Origin of the sequence: Chryseolinea lacunae, assembly GCF_016735595.1 — a bacterium.
GTDB lineage: Bacteria > Bacteroidota > Bacteroidia > Cytophagales > Cyclobacteriaceae > Chryseolinea > Chryseolinea lacunae.
This window is the reverse complement of sequence record NZ_JAERRB010000003.1, coordinates 519281-536695: the sequence shown is the minus strand read 5'-3', so window position 1 is coordinate 536695 and position 17415 is coordinate 519281. Positions and strand designations below refer to the sequence as shown.

14 protein-coding genes and 1 riboswitch are annotated in these 17415 nt (G+C 51.2%); of the genes, 9 read left to right on the top strand and 5 right to left on the bottom strand.

Annotated features, from left to right (window positions below):
- Nucleotides 1-64: 64 nt before the first annotated feature.
- Nucleotides 65-1315 (top strand): DEAD/DEAH box helicase, encoded by a 1251-nt coding sequence (locus tag JI741_RS11500; RefSeq protein WP_202009410.1) that lies wholly within the window; start codon nucleotides 65-67, stop codon nucleotides 1313-1315.
- Between the two features lie 6 nt (nucleotides 1316-1321).
- Here the strand turns inward: JI741_RS11500 and mutS are convergent, their stop codons facing one another.
- The gene (gene mutS / locus JI741_RS11495) at nucleotides 1322-3931 is read right to left on the bottom strand and encodes a DNA mismatch repair protein MutS (RefSeq protein WP_202009408.1); all 2610 of its coding nucleotides are present in this window, start codon (nucleotides 3929-3931) and stop codon (nucleotides 1322-1324) included.
- 128 nt (nucleotides 3932-4059) lie between these two features.
- Here mutS and JI741_RS11490 point away from each other — a divergent pair, with 128 nt between their 5' ends.
- The 3 genes from JI741_RS11490 to JI741_RS11480 all read left to right on the top strand — a co-directional run bounded on the left by JI741_RS11490 (nucleotide 4060) and on the right by JI741_RS11480 (nucleotide 6440).
- The gene (locus JI741_RS11490; RefSeq protein WP_202009406.1) at nucleotides 4060-4590 is read left to right on the top strand and encodes an RNA methyltransferase; all 531 of its coding nucleotides are present in this window, start codon (nucleotides 4060-4062) and stop codon (nucleotides 4588-4590) included.
- Between the two features lie 70 nt (nucleotides 4591-4660).
- Nucleotides 4661-5827, top strand: a complete 1167-nt coding sequence (locus tag JI741_RS11485) for an AIR synthase related protein (protein ID WP_202009404.1) — start codon at nucleotides 4661-4663, stop codon at nucleotides 5825-5827.
- A gap of 112 nt (nucleotides 5828-5939) precedes the next feature.
- A complete protein-coding gene (locus tag JI741_RS11480) occupies nucleotides 5940-6440 on the top strand; it encodes a hypothetical protein (protein ID WP_202009402.1) in 501 nt (166 codons plus the stop codon).
- Between the two features lie 125 nt (nucleotides 6441-6565).
- Here JI741_RS11480 and JI741_RS11475 read toward each other — a convergent pair whose 3' ends face one another.
- The 3 genes from JI741_RS11475 to JI741_RS11465 form a co-directional block, all read right to left on the bottom strand.
- The gene (locus JI741_RS11475; protein ID WP_202009400.1) at nucleotides 6566-7702 is read right to left on the bottom strand and encodes an acyl-CoA dehydrogenase; all 1137 of its coding nucleotides are present in this window, start codon (nucleotides 7700-7702) and stop codon (nucleotides 6566-6568) included.
- Between the two features lie 115 nt (nucleotides 7703-7817).
- Entirely contained in the window at nucleotides 7818-8516 is a 699-nt protein-coding gene (locus JI741_RS11470; RefSeq protein ID WP_202009398.1) for a zinc metallopeptidase, read from the bottom strand.
- 187 nt (nucleotides 8517-8703) lie between these two features.
- Entirely contained in the window at nucleotides 8704-11160 is a 2457-nt protein-coding gene (locus JI741_RS11465) for a TonB-dependent receptor (protein ID WP_202009396.1), read from the bottom strand.
- Between the two features lie 49 nt (nucleotides 11161-11209).
- A riboswitch (TPP riboswitch) is annotated at nucleotides 11210-11306 on the bottom strand.
- A 145-nt stretch (nucleotides 11307-11451) separates the two neighbouring features.
- On the opposite strand from JI741_RS11465, the gene JI741_RS11460 reads away from it, so the two are divergent.
- From JI741_RS11460 to JI741_RS11440, 5 genes are all read left to right on the top strand, one after another.
- Nucleotides 11452-11946 carry a biotin/lipoyl-containing protein gene (locus JI741_RS11460; RefSeq protein ID WP_202009394.1) on the top strand — a complete coding sequence of 165 codons (495 nt, stop codon included), beginning with the start codon at nucleotides 11452-11454 and terminating at the stop codon, nucleotides 11944-11946.
- Between the two features lie 123 nt (nucleotides 11947-12069).
- Complete coding sequence (gene pyrH, locus JI741_RS11455; protein ID WP_202009392.1) at nucleotides 12070-12777, top strand: UMP kinase; 708 nt, start codon at nucleotides 12070-12072, stop codon at nucleotides 12775-12777.
- Nucleotides 12778-12819: 42 nt separating this feature from the next.
- A complete protein-coding gene (gene frr, locus JI741_RS11450) occupies nucleotides 12820-13374 on the top strand; it encodes a ribosome recycling factor (RefSeq protein WP_202009390.1) in 555 nt (184 codons plus the stop codon).
- A gap of 90 nt (nucleotides 13375-13464) precedes the next feature.
- Nucleotides 13465-14700 carry a serine hydrolase domain-containing protein gene (locus tag JI741_RS11445; RefSeq protein ID WP_202009388.1) on the top strand — a complete coding sequence of 412 codons (1236 nt, stop codon included), beginning with the start codon at nucleotides 13465-13467 and terminating at the stop codon, nucleotides 14698-14700.
- Between the two features lie 296 nt (nucleotides 14701-14996).
- Nucleotides 14997-15791: an Fpg/Nei family DNA glycosylase gene (locus JI741_RS11440; RefSeq protein WP_202009386.1), complete on the top strand. Its 795-nt coding sequence runs from the start codon at nucleotides 14997-14999 to the stop codon at nucleotides 15789-15791.
- 35 nt (nucleotides 15792-15826) lie between these two features.
- On the opposite strand, the gene JI741_RS11435 is transcribed toward JI741_RS11440, so the two are convergent.
- Nucleotides 15827-17383, bottom strand: a complete 1557-nt coding sequence (locus JI741_RS11435; protein WP_202009384.1) for an Rne/Rng family ribonuclease — start codon at nucleotides 17381-17383, stop codon at nucleotides 15827-15829.
- Nucleotides 17384-17415: the final 32 nt, after the last annotated feature.

The window sequence follows — 17415 nt, the reverse complement described above, 5'->3', positions numbered from 1 at the left end:
TCGATTTGGCCAGCCGCCGGTTTTTTAAAATGAAATTATTCAAACAGCAAAACACTATCTCCCTTTGACTTTTCAGGAATTTAAATTTGACGAGAAACTTTTAGATGGGCTTTCGTCCATGGGTTTCAACAACGCTACACCCATTCAGGAGCAAGCCATTCCCATCATTCTCGAAGGACATGATTTGATTGCCTGCGCGCAAACCGGCACCGGAAAAACGGCCGCCTACCTGTTGCCTATACTCAACAAAATCATCCACGCCGAAAAGCGACATCTGAACACGCTGGTGATTGCACCTACGCGCGAACTGGCCCAGCAAATCGATCAACAGGTCGAAGGGTTTGGCTACTTCGTGGGCGTTAGCTCCATATCGGTATATGGTGGTGGCGACGGTGCCACGTGGGACCAACAACGTCGCGCCATGGAAGAAGGTGCAGACATCATCATCGCCACACCGGGGCGCCTCATTGCCCTGCTGGCCACCGGCAAAATTGTGCTCGACCATTTGGAACATTTGGTTCTGGACGAAGCCGACCGCATGCTCGACATGGGTTTTTATGACGACATCGTGAAGATCATCAACTATCTTCCCAAAGACCGCCAAACGGTTTTGTTCTCGGCCACCATGCCGCCGAAGATCCGCACACTGGCTACCAAAATTCTGAATCAGCCCAAAGAAATAAACATCTCCATCGCCAAACCGGCCGCGGGCATTTTGCAACAGGCCTACGTGGTTTACGACGCCCAGAAGGCAGCCCTCATCAAACACGTACTCAACACCAACACGTGGAACAGCGTGATTCTTTTTGCCTCCACCAAAGAAACGGTGAAGAAACTGGACATTGCCTTTCAACGGGCCGGGCTAGGCGCCAAAGCGTTTCACTCCGACCTTGATCAAACCGAGCGCGAAGAAATTCTGCGCGCCTTCAAAAACAAGAAAGTGAACATGCTCATCGGCACCGACGTGTTGTCGCGCGGCATAGACGTGGAAGGCATCAGCATGGTGATCAACTATGATGTGCCGCCCGATCCGGAAGATTATGTTCACCGTGTGGGTCGCACGGCCCGCGCCGAAACCACGGGAACGGCCATCACCTTCATCAATGAAAAAGATCAGGGAAAATTCTACAGCATCGAAAACCTGATTGGCGACACTATTCCCAAGCTTCCTTTGCCCGAAGCCATCGGCGCAGGACCGGCCTACGAGCCACGGGCCAAGCGCAGTGGTGGTGGTGGAAATGGCGGAGGAGGAGGAAACGGATCGTTCAACAAGAAGCGCCGTAACTTCCGCAAGGGTCCTCCCCGCGCTAAATAGCAATCATTATTTTTTATTCAAGGCCGTCAGCACCTCGTTGAGCTTCAGCAAAGCTTCTACGGGGCTCACGGTGTTGATGTCTACCTTGGCCAACAGTTCCTGTATTTCGCCAAAGCGTGGGTCGGTCACAAACAGACTCATTTGCGGCGTGGGCTTTGGTGCATCCTGAATTTTTGCACGGCCTTCGTTTTTGTGCTTATCCTTCTCCAGGAAATGAAGAATTTCGTTTGCCCGCAACACCACCTTGTTGGGCATGCCTGCCAGCTGCGCCACGTGAATACCAAAGCTGTGTTCGCTGCCCCCTTCTTTTAGCTTGCGCATAAAAATGATGCGGTCGCCCACTTCCTTCACCGACACATTAAAATTCCGAACACGCACCAGGTCTTCGGCCAGCTGATTCAGTTCGTGATAGTGTGTGGCAAACAAAGTTTTCGGTCTGCAGTCTTTGTGATTGTGCAGGTATTCCACAATGGCCCAGGCAATAGACACACCGTCGTAGGTGCTGGTGCCGCGACCAATTTCGTCCATGAGAATGAGGCTGCGCTCGCTGAGGTTGTTGAGGATACTCGCCGTTTCCGTCATCTCCACCATGAAAGTCGATTCGCCTCGCGACAGGTTGTCGGATGCGCCCACGCGTGTGAACACTTTGTCTACAATGCCGATCACGGCGGCATCGGCCGGCACAAAGCTGCCCATTTGCGCCATCAGCACGATGAGCGCCGTTTGGCGAAGCAATGCCGACTTACCGGCCATGTTGGGACCGGTGATGATGAGCAGCTGTTCTTTTTCGCTGTCGAGCAAAATGTCGTTGGGCACATACGATTCGCCCACGGGCAATTGCTTTTCAATCACGGGGTGTCTACCCGCCGTGATGGTGAGCGTGAGCGATTCGTTGATCTCCGGTTTCACATAGCGGTTGGCACGGGCCGTGAGGGCAAACGAAACAAGGCAGTCCAGCTGGGCCAGCACGCGCGCATCCTGCTGAATGTGCGGAACAAATTTCATGGCTTCCTGAATGAGCGCAAGGAAAATGCGTTGCTCGATCACACCGAGTTTCTCTTCGGCGTGAAGAATTTTTTCTTCGTATACTTTAAGTTCTTCGGTGATGTAGCGTTCGGCATTCACCAGCGTTTGCTTGCGAATCCAATCGTTGGGCACTTTGTCCTTGTTGGCGTTGCTCACTTCGAGGTAGTAGCCAAACACTTTGTTGTAGGATATTTTCAGCGAGTTGATGCCCGTGCGTTCCACCTCGCGTTTCTGAATCTGCAAGAGGTAGTCTTTGCCCGAGAAAGCAATTTTCTGCAACTCGTCAAGTTCGGCGTCGATGCCTTCTTTGATGAGGCCGCCCTGGTGAATGTTGAGCGGTGCATCTTCGCGCAATTCGAGTTCAATTTTTGCGAGCAGGGCTTCGCAAAAATTGAGTTGCTCGCCCAGTTTTTTTAGTGCGGGCGATGTTTGCGCTTCCAGAATTTGTTTGATGGGCACAATGCATTTGAGCGATCGTTTCAGTTGCAACATCTCGCGCGGATTGATGCGGTTCACAGCGACTTTAGAGATGAGGCGCTCCAGGTCGTAGATCTGCTTCAACGGTTCGATGATGCTGTCGGCAAGGCTTTGATCTTTATAAAAAATATCCACCACCGCCAGACGTTCGTCGATGGCAGCTTTTTCTTTGAGGGGAAGTATCATCCACTTGCGCAGCTGGCGCGAGCCCATGGGTGTGAACGTGCGATCGAGTATGTTGATGAGGGGCACGCCGCCTTCGTGTTGCGAGTGCACGATCTCGAGGTTGCGGATAGTGAACTTGTCGAGCCACACAAACTTGTCTTCGTCGATGCGCGATATGGTGGCGATGTGCGACGTGTCTTTGTGTTCGGTTTCCTCCAGATAGTGCAGAATGGCGCCTGCGGCAATCACGGCTTCGCCCATGCCGTCGATGCCATAGCCTTTCACCGAAGCGGTCTTGAATTGATTGATCAGTTTTTCGTAGCCATAATCAAATGCAAAAACCCAATCGTCGAGCGCATAGATGCTGTATTGATCGCGGAACAGACTTTCATAGTGCACACGTGTTCCTTTGCTGAAAATTATTTCCGACGGTGCAAATCCCTGAATGAGTTTCAAAACATAATTCTCATTTCCCTGGGCGGCATAGAACTCGCCGGTCGACACATCGAGGAAGGCAATGCCACAGCTGTCTTTGTTGCCAAACACCGACGCGAGAAAATTATTTTGCTTGCGCTCCAGCACGTTGTCGTTGAACGAAAGGCCGGGCGTGACCAATTCTGTGACGCCACGTTTCACAATGCCCTTCACCGAACGCGGATCTTCCAGCTGGTCGCAGATGGCCACGCGATGACCGGCGCGCACAAGCTTGGGCAGATACGTGTCGAGGGAGTGGTGGGGAAAGCCCGCCAGTTCCGTTTCCGAAGCCGAGCCGGCGCCGCGTTTGGTGAGCACGATGTCGAGCACCTTGCTGGCTGCCACGGCATCCTGGCCGAAGGTTTCATAAAAGTCGCCCACCCTGAAGAGCAGGAGTGCTCCGGGGTGCTTCGCCTTTATGGCGTTGTATTGTTTCATCAACGGGGTTTCTACTGTGCTCGTGGTTGTGGCCATAAACCGCAATTTAGAAGTCGGAATCGATACTTCGGAATTTTTGAGGGCCGACTTTCTGGTTTAATTTAAGGGTGCCGCATGCGTGATTTTTTGACGGCAATGTGGTGGCACAATTGTAATTTCGCGCCATGAAAAAATTGTCGCTGGACGAGCTTGGCCGCATCTCGGTAGATGAATTTAAGGCCTCACAAAAAATAGGCGTTTGCCTGGTGCTCGACAACCTCCGGAGTCTGCACAACGTGGGCTCGTCGTTTCGCACGGCCGACGCCTTCCGTATCGAAAAAATTTACCTCACGGGCATCACCGGCACACCGCCACACCGCGAAATTCAGAAAACAGCGTTGGGCGCAACCGAATCGGTGGCCTGGGAGCATGTTGAGCACACGGCCGATGCGGTGCAGGCTTTAAAGCAACAGGGCTACACCATTGTGGTGGTGGAGCAAACATCGGCCAGCGTTCCCCTGCACACGTTTCAACCCGACAAAACCGCGAAATATGCCCTGGTTTTTGGAAACGAGGTGAATGGCGTGAGCGATGAGGCCGTGGCACTGGCCGACCTTGCGCTGGAAATTCCGCAAGAGGGCACCAAGCATTCGCTCAATGTGTCGGTTTGCCTGGGCATTGTGGTGTGGGAACTGTTTAAAAAACTGACGCTCTGATCCCTTTTGCTGCCGTCGGCTTTTCAAATTATTTCGCACCTTTGCCTCTCACTTAGCTCTACAAATCAACGTGTCCGATCGCTATTCGCAACGCGGTGTGTCCGCCTCCAAAGAAGATGTTCACCAGGCCATCAGCAAGCTTGACAAGGGACTGTTTCCAAAAGCTTTCTGCAAGATCGTGCCCGACTATCTGGGCAACGACCCGGCCTATTGCACGGTGATGCACGCCGACGGCGCCGGAACAAAATCGTCGCTGGCCTATTTGTACTGGAAAGAAACTGGCGACCTGTCGGTGTGGAAAGGCATTGCCCAGGACGCCATCATCATGAACATCGACGACCTGCTTTGCGTGGGCGCCACAGAAAATATTCTGCTTTCGTCTACCATTGGTCGCAATAAAAATTTCATTCCCGGCGAAGTCATTTCCGCCATCATCAACGGAACGGAAGAAGTGCTAGACATGCTGCGCAAACATGGGCTGGACATTACCAGCACCGGTGGCGAAACAGCCGATCTTGGCGACCTCGTGCGCACCATTGTGGTAGACAGCACGGTGGTGAGCCGCATGCGTCGCGAGTCTGTTATAGACAACAGCCGCATTGCCGCGGGCGATGTAATCGTGGGCCTGGCTTCCTACGGCAAGGCCGCCTACGAAAGTGAATACAACGGCGGCATGGGCAGCAACGGTCTCACGTCGGCGCGACACGATGTGTTCCATAAAGACTATGCCGGAGCCTACCCCGAATCCTTCGACAAAACTGTTCCTGCCGACCTGGTGTATACCGGCAAATATAAAGTTACCGACACCGTGGCCGATGCGCCCGTGAACGTAGGCAAGCTGGTGTTGTCGCCTACGCGCACCTACGCGCCCATCATCATTGAAGTGCTCAAAAACATTCGCGCACACATTCACGGCATGGTGCATTGCAGTGGCGGTGCACAAACAAAAGTTTTACATTTTGTAGACGGTGTGCACATCATCAAAGACAATCTCTTCGATTTGCCTCCGCTGTTCAGAATCATCCACGAAGAAAGCGGCACCGCCTGGAAAGAAATGTACAAGGTCTTCAACATGGGCCATCGCATGGAGCTTTACCTGCCCGAACAACACGCGCAGCATGTCATTGACGTAGCGCGTGGCTTCAACGTGGAGGCTAAAGTTATTGGCCGCGTGGAAGCCGCACAGCAAAAACAAGTGACGGTGCGCGGGCCTTATGGCGAGTTTGTTTATTCTTAACATTAATTAACATTCCTTCCTTCATCGCAACGCGCCGGAAATAATTTTCTGGCATCCTCTTTGTCTTTCATACTGCAACGGAGCAATCCTGAGAAAATAAACCAAGTGCAGTATGAAAACGACGACGACAAAACTTACCATCCTTGCGGTGGCCATGGTTTTTACGGGAGTGAGTTTACAAGCCAGCGCACAAGGCCGCGGACGCGGCAGAGGTCACGATCGCAACGATCAGCCTTCATCACAACAGCAAGGTCCTTCTCATCATTCACAACAAGGTCCTTCCCGTCAACAAGATCACTATCGCAACAACAACCGCCGCAGCGAGGTGCGCTATCGCGAACACTATGCACCCGCACCACACTACCGTCGTCTTCCTGCTCCACGGGTCGTGTATAGAAACGTATCACCCCGCTATGTTTATTATCAAGACTATAACGTGTATTACGATTGTCGACGCAATGCCTACATTTCGTTGTCGGGCCGTCATTGGGTAGTGACCACCAGCGTGCCCGTGGTGATGCATCGCGTGAATCGTGCGCAAGCTGTGTATATGGACGTAGATTATTATGACGACGACTTTCCGCAATATCTCGATAGCGACTGGTCGTACTAAAAAAATAGAAAGTTCGGGTTTAGGTTAAGCTAGGGTTAAGTGAAAGAGGCTGTCCTTGAAAAGACAGCCTCTGTTTTTTTGTCTGCCGGCCAGAGGCCGGCAATAAATTCATTGCATGAATTGGATTATCGTAGGAGTTCTCTTGAAATCACCATCTTCTGGATTTCGGTTGTGCCCTCATAGATCTGTGTGATCTTGGCGTCACGCATAAGGCGTTCCACGTGATATTCTTTCACGTAGCCATAGCCGCCGTGAATTTGTACAGCTTCGGTTGTTACATCCTGCGCAATTTGAGATGCAAAAAGTTTCGCCATCGCGGCGGCTTTCACGAAGTCTTTCTTCTGATCCTTTAGCCACGCGGCCTGGTGCACAAGCAAACGTGCTGCGTCGATCTTGGTAGCCATGTCGGCCAGCTTAAATTGAATGGCCTGGTGTTCGGCCAACATCTTTCCGAATGCTTTTCTTTCTTTTGAATATTTCACGGCGAGTTCGTAGGCACCGGCTGCAATACCCAATGCTTGCGAGGCGATGCCAATGCGTCCACCGTTGAGGGTGGTCATGGCGAAGCTGAAGCCAAAGCCATCGTCGCCTATGCGGTTTGCTTTGGGCACCTTCACATCGGTGAACATGAGGGAGTGCGTGTCCGATCCGCGGATGCCCATCTTATCTTCTTTCTTCCCGACCACAAAGCCAGGCATGCCTTTCTCGACAATGAGGGCGTTGATGCCTTTGTGTTTTTTGGAAGCGTCGGTTTGCGCGATCACGATGTATACGCTGGCTGTGCTGCCGTTGGTGATCCAGTTTTTTGTTCCGTTTAGCAAATAGTAGTCGCCTTTGTCTTCGGCGGTGGTGCGTTGGCTGGTAGCGTCGGAGCCCGCTTCGGGTTCGGAAAGGCAGAACGCTCCGATTCCCTCCACCGCGAGTTTCTTCAGGTATTTTTCTTTTTGTTCTTCGGAGCCATATTTTTCAAGACCCCAGCACACCAGCGAGTTGTTCACCGACATGCACACCGAGGCCGATGCATCTACTTTCGAAATCTCTTCCATGGCCAGCACGTAGGAGATGGAGTCCATTCCGCCACCGTTATATTTCGGGTCTACCATCATTCCGAGGAAACCCAATTCGCCCATCTTTCTGACTTGCTCGGTGGGGAATTTTTGATGCGCATCGCGTTCAATCACGCCGGGCAGCAATTCGGTTTGCGCAAAGTCGCGGGCGGCCTGCTGAACGGCAAAATGCTCTTCGGTAAGTTGGAAATTCATAGGCATTGAGGTTGACCGAAAGAAACAAAAAAGGCCTGAGGAAATCCCCAGGCCTTCAAGAATAAATTACGCAATGCGCGTGTCTGAATTTTATTTAAAACCTAACAACGATTTGTTACTCGTCGCGCGATCCCATGAAAAGCATGACATAGTAGAACAAGGTTGTGAGGGCACCAATAGCAGCCACCACGTAGGTCATAGCCGCCCATTTCAAAGCGTCTTTGGCCATGCCATATTCCGAGTTGTTCACAATGCCGCGGGCTTGTACCCACGCCAGTGCACGTCGGCTGGCATCGAATTCAACGGGCAATGTCACCAGGGCTACCAGGGCAAACACACCGTAACATCCAATGATGACCAGAATGGCCGTTTGGAATGGAAATATTTGTGATGCTGCAAACGAGCCAAAAATCGAAATCATAAACAGGATGTTGATGATCTTCGCACTGATGGCTTCAATGGGCACCAATGCTGAGCGCAATTTCAGCATGCTATAGGCATTGGCGTGTTGCACCGCGTGACCACACTCGTGCGCCGCCACAGCAGTGGCAGCCGCGTTGCGACCGTAATAAACATTCTGGCTGAGGTTCACGGTTTTTGTGCCCGGGTTGTAATGGTCGGTCAGTTCCCCCTGAACACTTGTTACCTGAACATCTGTGATGCCGTTGTCGGCCAGCATCAGCCGGGCCACGTCAGCGCCCGTGAGGTCGCGGGCAAGCTGTATTTGAGAATACTGTTGAAATTTGCTTTTCAGCCTGGCACTTACCATCCAGCCAATGGCCATAAAAACAAGACCAATAATTAAGGCTCCCATGTATAGTTGTATTTAAGGTTTGTTCAAAAATCTTTACTACACTGTTATAACAAGGTTTGCGCCAAACTTGGTTCTATGACAAAACGGCATTTTTGACCGGTTCGTGAGCCCAAAGAAAGAAAAAGGGCGGAAGCAAGGCTAAAGTGAACTTTCACCATCCCGCTTCCGCCCCACATTCCCGACCTACTTAGAACTTCAAGGTCAGCATCAGCAGAAAATTGGTGCCGGCTTGCGGGAAATAATAGTTTTCCCGGTATTCACTGCCACCCCCAAGGTAGCCCCAGGTATAGCCGTTGGACTCGTATTTCTCATTGAGAAAATTGTTGAGCAACCCGCTCACCCCAATCTCACGCATGAACGACGGGTGAATCGTGTAGGTGATCCTCAGGTCGTTCACCATATAGTCGTTTATGCTACGGTTTTTATTGGATGTGTTGTCGAGATACTGTGAACCCACATACTTGGCCAGCCATGTCGCTTCCAGGTTTTTGATGGGGCGATAAGAAAAACCGGAGCCCACAATCACATTGGGAGAAAACGCGATGTCGGTGCTGGCATAGGTCCGTTTCACTTCGTTGTACTGATCAAAGTCGGCGCCATAGTCGTAGAGCACTTCGTCGAAGTTTTTGATCTTGTTCTTGCTGAGGGTCACGTTTGCCGTCCACGAAAATTTGTCGGACAGTCTGATCGTGCCGTCAACTTCGATGCCGGTGCGATAGCTTTTGTCTACGTTTGCCCGAAGCGATGCTCCCACGTCGTTCACTTTGCCGGTGAGCACAAGCTGGTTGCTGTAGTCCATCAGGTAGTAGTTCACATTCAATGCATAGTTCTTACCTGCTTTGCGATAGCCTACTTCCAGGTTGTTTAGCGTTTCACGTTTGGGCACCGTGCCGTTGGGTGCGTCCACAAAATCGTCGCGCACGGGCTCGCGGTTCGCGATGCCAAACGATGCATAAAGTTGCTGACTCTGCGAAAGCGAATAGGTGACACCTGCTTTGGGATTGAAGAACAGGAAATCAACATCCACCGCCAAAGCATTTTGTTTGTTCTCGATGCCCGATGTTGTATAAAGAATCTTGCGCACCTGCAGGTCTACATAGCCCGACAGCCTGTTGCTGAACTGATAGCTCGTTTTCAAATACACATTCGCATCGCGCTTGTCGGCATTGTTGAAATAGTAGCGATACTCCGTGGGCACGGCCGATACCTGTGCCCAGATAATTTCGCCAAAGTGATCGCCCGTGTAGCGATTCCATGCACCACCGAGAATCATGTTCAGGTTGTCCTTATCATAGTTCAACGAATAGGTGACGCCATAAAAATCATTGTCGAGCCAACGACGGCGAATGATGTCTGATGTAGCAATGGTGGAGTCGCCGATCTGCACGGCCGGTAAGCCATACGACGAAAACTTTTCGTTGTATTTATATTCTTCATAGTAGCCTTTTCCTTTCGTGTAGTGCAACGCAGCGTTGGCGGTGAAGGCGCTACCGATGCGTTGCGAAAAGTGAAGCTGGTAGTGATCCTGACGATAGTCGTCGACCTGGTTTTTATAGGTATACGGATTGAACGTGCGGCTGCCGGAGTTGAGCAGGTTCTGGGTCTGCGTTTCGTTCCAGCCTTCGTTCGATGCCGTGGTGAGCATCGCTTCTTCGTCGTTGTTGAGGCGTGATTGCGGCACGCCATACCACGCCTGATAGGTTCGTTCTTTGCCGCCAAACACAACGGCCTTCAGCATGGTGCCCTTGTTGTAGTAGCCACCCGAAAAATAATACGACTGCAGGTCGCTCGATCCGCGATCGATAAAACCATCGGACTTGATTTTGGAAACGCGTGCATCTACCACCCAATGATTGTTGAGCAAACCGGAACCGAGCGACAACGTGTTGCGCAAGGTTCCAAACGAGCCTCCCGACGTTGTGATGGACGCATAGGGCGCATCGTTGCGTGTGTTGGTTTGCAGATTGATGCTGGCACCAAATGCGCCTGCACCATTGGTGGACGTGCCCACGCCGCGTTGCACCTGGATGCTTTGCGACGACGACGCGATGTCGGGAATGTCTACCCAATAGGTGCCCTGCGATTCGCTGTCGTTGTAGGGAATGCCGTTCACCGTCACGTTGATGCGCGTGGCGTCGCTTCCGCGGATGCGAATGCCGGTGTAGCCAATGCCCGTGCCTGCGTCAGACGTGGTGACCACCGAGGGTGTCCAGTTGAGCAGCATCGGCAAGTCCTGTCCGAAGTTTTGTTTCTGGATGGCCTGCTTGTTCACCGTAGAAAACGTGGTGGGCGATTTGTCGTTTGCCCGCGTGGCAAACACCACCACTTCGTCGGTGAGTTGTGGCGATTCTTCGAGGGCAATGACAACGGCACCGCTGGTGGGCACCGTAATTTTTTCGAGGCGCACGGTGTAGCCGAGAAACCTCACGGCCAGTGTGTAGTCGCCAGCAGAAACCTTTGGCAGCGTGAATCTTCCGAACTCATCGGCCACGGCCACCCGTTTGAGTTCCTGCACTTCCAGGGTTGCTCCCGGCAAGGCATGATGTGTTTTTGCATCTTCGACGGTTCCGTCGATGACAAACTGTTGCGCATACGCGCCCGTCGACCACAGCAGCGCCGTGGCGACCATTACTACTTTGAACATGTTGTTAAAAATGGTTTAAACCTGCAGCGCACAGGGGAATGCACCTGCTTACGTTTAACCTTGCCTTCCCTTCGGCCGCATTACCGGCATCAGGTTCTTTGGGTATGATCTCAGCCCGTTGTTTTATGGCACCCCTTGTCTTTTGGACGCACAAAGGTATGCTCACAATTTTCAGATTATCAAACCTTGAGGCAAAATACTTTCCGGGACCCCGCAATCTTATGCCCGGGGCTCTGTATTTCCCCGTAGAAAAATTGCAACTTTAAGCCAGTCTTTAAACCTGCTCACTTCATGTATAAAGCCACAGTCAATCAAAAGACTTTCGACATCGTGCCCGACGATGGTTTGTTTCAAGTCGATGGAAAACCACTGGCGTGGGATCTTGCAAAAATTTCGGAAGGCAGGTTTCACATTCAGGTCGACCGCAAAGGATATAACGCCGAAGTGGTGGCTGTTGAAAAAGAAACAAAGTCGTTCAGCTTCAAAATCAACGGAAGAATTTACACGGTGGCGCTGAAAGACAAGTTCGATTTGCTGCTCGAACAAATGGGCATGAACAGCAGTGCCGGCGCCAAGGTGAATCACGTGAAGGCACCCATGCCGGGTCTCATCATAGACCTGCGCGTGAAAGAGGGCGACACGGTGAAGGCCGGCGATCCGTTGTTGATACTGGAAGCCATGAAAATGGAAAACATCATCAAAGCCTCGGGCGACAGCGTGGTGAAAACCGTGAAGGTGAAAAAAGGCGAAAGCGTAGAGAAAAACCAGGTGCTCATCGAGTTCTGACGGCAGCGGCAAAAACAGCCTTCTCGACATGATTTTAAACAATTTGAAGGGCACTGTTTTTTCAAACCTTGTCGCTTCTGAATATATTGCGACACTTTTTACGGTCTCATTAACTCATCCTGAATGAAATACAAACGCATCCTCCTCAAACTCAGTGGCGAAGCCCTGCAAGGGACTTCCAAAAACACCAACATTAACCAGGAGGTGCTGGAACAATATTGCGCCGAAATCAAGACGCTGCGCGACGAAAAAGTGGAAATCGCCATTGTTATTGGCGGCGGAAACATTTTCCGTGGCGGCCAGGCCGAGTCCCTGGGCATCGACCGCGTGCAAGGCGACTACATGGGCATGCTGGCCACCGTCATCAACGCCATGGCCCTGCAAAGCGCACTGGAACGTCACGGCGTCTACACGCGGCTCATGTCGGGCATCAAGATGGAGCAGGTATGCGAGCCGTTCATTCGCCGCCGCGCTATTCGCCATCTCGAAAAAGGCAGGATCGTGATTTTTGGTGCCGGCATTGGCAACCCCTATTTCACTACCGACTCAACCGCCAGCCTTCGCGCAGTGGAAGTGCAAGCCGACGTGGTGTTGAAAGGCACCCGCGTAGACGGTGTGTACACCAAAGACCCCGAGAAATTTCCCGACGCCACACGCTACACCAAGCTGTCGTTTCAGGAAGCCTACGAAAAAAATCTCAACATCATGGACATGACGGCCTTCACGCTTTGCATGGAGAACAATTTGCCGATCATTGTTTTTGACATGAACAAAAAAGGAAACCTGCTGAAAGTAGTGAAAGGCGAAGAAGCCGGCACACTCATCAGCTGATCGCATCACAAGAATACTTTTAGCTTAACTGGATAATTACGTATGGACGAAATTGAGATGTTTCTGGAAGAGGCAAAGGAGCTCATGGGAAAAGCCTTTGCACACGTGGGCCAAGAACTCACCAAAATCAGAGCCGGCAAAGCCAACCCCACCATGCTCGACGGCGTGATGGTGTCATACTACGGCGCCATGACTCCCCTCCATCAGGTGGCCTCGCTCACCACTCCCGATCCGCGCACCATTTTTATCAAACCCTGGGAACGCGGCACCATTCCCGACATCGAGCGCGCCATCATCAACTCCAACCTCGGCCTGAATCCGCAAAACGACGGACAGCAAGTGATCATCAATGTGCCCATGCTCACCGAAGAACGACGCAAGCAACTGGTGAAACAAGTAGGCCAGGAATGCGAACACGGCAAGGTGAGCATTCGGAACATTCGCAAAGAAACTAACGAACAGCTCAAGAAAATAAAAGGCGTGTCGGAAGACGACGTGAAGAACGCCGAAGAGACCGTGCAGAAACTGACCGATGACTATATCATCAAGATCGACGGCGTGATGAAGAAGAAAGAAGTCGAAATCATGACCGTTTAAAAATCATTTCAACGGAATCTTATAAAAGCCCGGCCAAAAATGTCGGGCTTTTTCTATTTAGCACTACACAACCCCTAAACCTGTGGCCCTATGAATGCTATGCGATTGTTGCTTGTCGTTGCCTTTGTTGGCACCTGTGCGTCTCTGTCGGCGCAAAAGAAAAATGCACCCGCCCCCTACTTTCCGTCGGCCACACAATGGCAAACCAAAACTCCCGCACAGGTTGGCATGGACGCCGGCAAACTTGCCCTGGCCATTGCCTTTGCAAAAGAGAAGGAAACAAAAAGTGCGCGCAACCTTGAGGTCACCCACTATCAAACATTTGGCAAGGAGCCCTTTGGCGATGCCATCGGTCCATTCAAAGAACGTGGCGAACCCACGGGCGTGGTGATCCGCAACGGCTACATCGTGGCCGAGTGGGGAGAGCCCCTGCGTGTGGACATGACCTTTAGCGTTACAAAGAGTTTTCTGTCGTCGGTGGTAGGCGTTGCCTATGACAAGGGATTGATTCCGAACATTTATGATTCGGTTTATAAGGCGATGGCGCCGGTGAATGTATACAACGCCATGCCTACCGGAAACAATAAAGCCGACCATTTTGGCGAGCCCACGCTCATCAATCTTTTCGACACACCGCACAACCGCACCATCACCTGGAACGACCTGCTGCGCCAAACCAGCGACTGGGAAGGAACATTATGGGGCAAACCCGAATGGGCCGACCGGCCCGGGCCCAATGCTGCCGAGTGGACCACACGGCCACGCGTGAAGCCAGGTGAGGTTTATGAATACAACGACGTTCGCGTGAACGTGCTGGCCCTCGCCGCCCTCAACATCTGGCGAAAGCCGTTGCCACAGGTGTTGAAAGAAAATATTATGGACCCCATTGGCGCTTCAGCATCGTGGCGTTGGATGGGCTATGACAATTCATGGGTGGTGTTGGATGGACAATTGATTCAGGCTGTGGGTGGTGGTGGCCATTGGGGAGGAGGCATGTTTATTACTGCACGCGACATGGCGCGCTTTGGGTATCTCACTTTGCGACGTGGCAAGTGGAACAATACGCAGTTGCTTTCGGAGCAATGGGTGAAGTGGTCGCTTACGCCTACTCCGGCGCAACCGACTTATGGTTTTATGAATTGGTTTGTGAATACTGACAAAAAATATTTGCCGAGTGCGCCGGCTACTGCGTTTGCTCATATTGGTAATGGCACAAACATGATTTATGTGGATTATGAAAATGATCTTGTTGTTGTGGCGCGATGGATTGATAATTCTTCTTTGGATGGGTTTGTGCAACGGGTGTTGGAGGCGATTGAAAAATGATTGTTAACACTATGATTGTGCTGCTGGATTTTGTGAGATAGTCGGGTTTTCGGGGGATCTATTATCTGGCATTTCATAGCCCCGCTCCTGGGCCGCGGTGGCCCCGCATGTTCCCATCAGGGCTTGATTCGATCCGCACATGCCAATGCCAGGCCAAAGATAGAATCAGGCCCTGATGGGAACATGCTGGAATTAGTGTGGGTGTGAGTGTGTGGAGGCCAAGGGTATACAAGCGTCTGGCATTTGCGCCTCTTGAACAATGGCAATCTCCGGGGCGTTAATCTTAAAAAATTAGTATGCCTGAATTGCCAGAGGTAGAGAGCTTCAAGCGTTATTTTGATAAGACATCGCTTCATCAAAAAATAAAAAAAGTCAGGCTTAGTGCGCCTGATATGTTGTTTTACACTCAAGAAAAAGATGTGCTCGACAATCTTGAAGGGAACATCTTTGTGGAGACTCGTCGGCATGGAAAATTTTTCTTTGCGCTTCTGAAGAAGAATGGTGCGCTGCTCCTTCATTTCGGCATGACGGGAAAGTTTTTATACTACACGCCCGATAAAAAATCGCACAGGTCGTTCGCGTTGCTTGTTGAATTTGAGAATGGGAATTGTCTGGCCTTTCAGGACTCGCGTCGGCTGGGTATGATTGGGTGGGTAAGGGATGTGGATGAATTTATTCAACGGCAGGGGTATGGTGCGGATGCATTGAAGATTTCGGAGAAAGATTTTGTGGCCGTTGTGCATAAAAGAAAAACGGCGATCAAGACCGTGCTCATGAATCAGCGCGTGGTGGCGGGAGTGGGCAATGAGTTTTCGGATGAGATTCTGTTTCAGGCGCGCATTCATCCGGAGAGCACCGCCAATGTGCTCACCGCGGCGCAGCTCAAAACGATTTATGGTCATATGAAAACCATTCTCAAGGAAGCGGTGAAACAAAATGCCGACCGCGACAAATTGCGTCAGTATTTCTTTTTGGAAAACCGACGTGCAGACCTGAAGTGTCCGGAGGGTTGCAGAGGATTTACGGAGTTTAAAACGATCGGTGGCCGGTCGGCCTACTTCTGTCCGTCGTGTCAGAAGCGTTATGCTTAGCGTTTCCGATAAGTGGAAACGCTAAGCGTAAGGCATCAGGAAGTGAGTTGAATTTCTTCGCCTTCCTTGTTGAGGAATTTGTATTCGGTGATACCCATAGAGGTGTCTTTCACCATTTTCACCCAACGTTTGTATTTTAAATACCAGCGCATGCGCTCGGAGATGAAGCCGTTGGTGAAGTAGGCGAACAAATAGGGATGCAACGCCAGCACCAGGTCTTTCTCGTTTTGCTTCACGAGCAGGTGTTCAATATTTTTCTCGATGAGGTCGGAAACCAGAATGGATGCCGTGATTTTGCCGGTGCCGTTGCACGTGGGGCAAACCTCTTTGGTGGCAATGTTCATCTGCGGGCGCACACGCTCGCGGGTGATTTGCATGAGCCCGAACTTAGACAACGGCAGCACCGTCGATTTTGCTTTGTCGTCCTGCATCTCATCTTTCATGATTTTGAAGATGAGCTTTTTGTTCTCGGGGTTCTTCATGTCGATGAAGTCCACCACAATGATCCCGCCCATATCGCGCAGCCTAAGCTGGCGGGCAATTTCTTTGGCGGCCTCCATGTTCACAGAGAGGGCCGTGGTTTCCTGGTTCTCTTCGCGGTTGGATTTGTTGCCGCTGTTCACGTCAATAACGTGAAGGGCTTCCGTGTGCTCAATAATCAGGTATCCGCCGGCGCGCAGACTCACGGTTTGTCCGAAAGCCGATTTGATTTGCCGCTCAATGCCAAAGTGTTCAAAGATCTTTGCCTTGCCGTTATAGAGCTTCACAATCTTCTCTTTGTCGGGGGCAATGGTGTGAATGTAGGTCTTCACATCATCATAGATCTTCTTGTCGTCTACCTGAATGTTGTCGAACGACTCGTTGAGCATGTCGCGCAACAGCGACGATGTTTTGTCCAGCTCGCCGATGATCTTCTCGCGGGGTTGGGCGTTGACCAGACGGGTCATGCCTTCTTCCCAGGTGGTCACCATCGAGCGCAGGTCGCGGTCGAGTTCGGCTACTTCCTTGTTTTCGGCTACGGTGCGGATGATCACCCCGAAGTTGGGTGGCTTAATGGATTGGATGAGACGAAGAAGGCGCTTGCGCTCTTCGCTGCTGGTGATTTTTTTCGAAACGCTTACGGCATTGGAAAATGGAACCAACACCAGGTATCGCCCAGCCAGGGATAACTCGCAGGATAATCGGGGCCCTTTAGTTGAGATAGGCTCTTTGACAATCTGGACCGGTATCAATTGGTTCTTCGACAGCTGTTGGGTGATTTTCCCATGCTTGTCGATGTCTGCTTCCGGGGTGAATTTGTCTAGTTTTCCACCATTGATCTTTTTGGCCCGTACCAGCTTCGTAAATTTTTGCAACGAGCTGAACTGAGGACCAAGATCGAGGTAATGAAGAAAGGCGTCTTTATCATAGCCTACATCGATGAAAGCTGCATTGAGCCCCTGAACTACCTTTTTCACGGTGCCCAGGTATATATCACCTACTGTAAACTTGGTTCCTTCTTCTTCATTGTGGAATTCAACCAGTGTCTTGTCTTTGAGAAGGGCTATACGACATCCGTCCTGAGTGGCACTAATAATTAGTTCATTACTCAAAACTTTGTTGATTAAAATAAATGATGTGTATA

What these genes read in the sequence shown, in the direction of transcription:
- JI741_RS11465 (WP_202009396.1), bottom strand. Translation starts at nt 11,160, where the DNA reads ATGTTCAAAGTAGTAATGGTCGCCACGGCGCTGCTGTGGTCGACGGGC.
- JI741_RS11475 (WP_202009400.1), bottom strand. Translation starts at nt 7,702, where the DNA reads ATGAATTTCCAACTTACCGAAGAGCATTTTGCCGTTCAGCAGGCCGCC.
- JI741_RS11480 (WP_202009402.1), top strand. Translation starts at nt 5,940, where the DNA reads ATGAAAACGACGACGACAAAACTTACCATCCTTGCGGTGGCCATGGTT.
- pyrH (WP_202009392.1), top strand. Translation starts at nt 12,070, where the DNA reads ATGAAATACAAACGCATCCTCCTCAAACTCAGTGGCGAAGCCCTGCAA.
- mutS (WP_202009408.1), bottom strand. Translation starts at nt 3,931, where the DNA reads ATGGCCACAACCACGAGCACAGTAGAAACCCCGTTGATGAAACAATAC.
- JI741_RS11460 (WP_202009394.1), top strand. Translation starts at nt 11,452, where the DNA reads ATGTATAAAGCCACAGTCAATCAAAAGACTTTCGACATCGTGCCCGAC.
- JI741_RS11470 (WP_202009398.1), bottom strand. Translation starts at nt 8,516, where the DNA reads ATGGGAGCCTTAATTATTGGTCTTGTTTTTATGGCCATTGGCTGGATG.
- JI741_RS11440 (WP_202009386.1), top strand. Translation starts at nt 14,997, where the DNA reads ATGCCTGAATTGCCAGAGGTAGAGAGCTTCAAGCGTTATTTTGATAAG.
- frr (WP_202009390.1), top strand. Translation starts at nt 12,820, where the DNA reads ATGGACGAAATTGAGATGTTTCTGGAAGAGGCAAAGGAGCTCATGGGA.
- JI741_RS11490 (WP_202009406.1), top strand. Translation starts at nt 4,060, where the DNA reads ATGAAAAAATTGTCGCTGGACGAGCTTGGCCGCATCTCGGTAGATGAA.
- JI741_RS11445 (WP_202009388.1), top strand. Translation starts at nt 13,465, where the DNA reads ATGAATGCTATGCGATTGTTGCTTGTCGTTGCCTTTGTTGGCACCTGT.